This is a genomic window from Bacillus sp. AFS001701, assembly GCF_002559405.1.
Classification (GTDB): Bacteria; Bacillota; Bacilli; order Bacillales; family Bacillaceae_G; genus Gottfriedia.
In genome coordinates, this window is sequence record NZ_NTZO01000618.1 from 1 (window position 1) to 779 (window position 779).

The following is a 779-nucleotide window of genomic DNA, read 5'->3' on the forward strand; positions in this document are numbered from 1 at the left end:
GTTGGAAGCCACATTACAAATCCGTAAACCCCAATGCTCCATAGAAAATACTGGGCACTTAATAAAATAACAGGTTTTGATCTAAATGCTTCTCTATAATTTTTAACTACTTTTAATCCTTCTTGTTCTTTTTCTAGTTGTATTTCAAAATCTGTTTTTTCTTGATCTGTTAACCATTTTGCGTCCTTAGGTTTATCATCAACCAATTTCCACCAAATGAATGCCCAAATAATCGCTGGAATACCTTCAATAATAAACATCCATCTCCAGCCAAAAGAATTAAGAAGATAACCTGAGACAATTGACATCCATAATACAGTTGCCGGGTTTCCTAAAATTAAGAACGTGTTAGCACGTGAACGTTCTGATTTCGTAAACCAGTGGCTTAAGAAAACTAGCATCGATGGCATAACTGCACTTTCTACTACTCCAAGAGCAAAGCGAATCACAAACAACAATTTAATATTGGTAATAAAACCTGTTGCTGAGGCTAATGCACCCCATAAAATCAATGACCAAAAAATCAGCTTTTTAGCGCTATTTCTTTCGGCATAGCTGGCACCAGGTACTTGGAAAAAGAAATAACCTAAAAAGAAAAGCGAACCAAGTAATGATGAAGTACTTGGTGTAATATGAAGGTCCTTCGCGAGCCCCATTGCTGCCCCGAACCCATAATTAGCACGGTCGAGATAGGCAAGACTGTAAGTGATGAACGCAATTGGAATAAGGCGCAACCATCTTTGTTTTGCAATACTTTGTTTCATTTTAATTCACTCCTT

Annotated in this window: 1 protein-coding gene; it reads right to left on the reverse strand. The window is 37.1% G+C overall.

The annotated features are described in order from the left end of the window. Positions 1-764: MFS transporter (locus CN514_RS24105; protein WP_141529511.1), on the reverse strand; the 764-nt coding region annotated here is incomplete at its 3' end. Positions 765-779 lie beyond the last annotated feature (15 nt).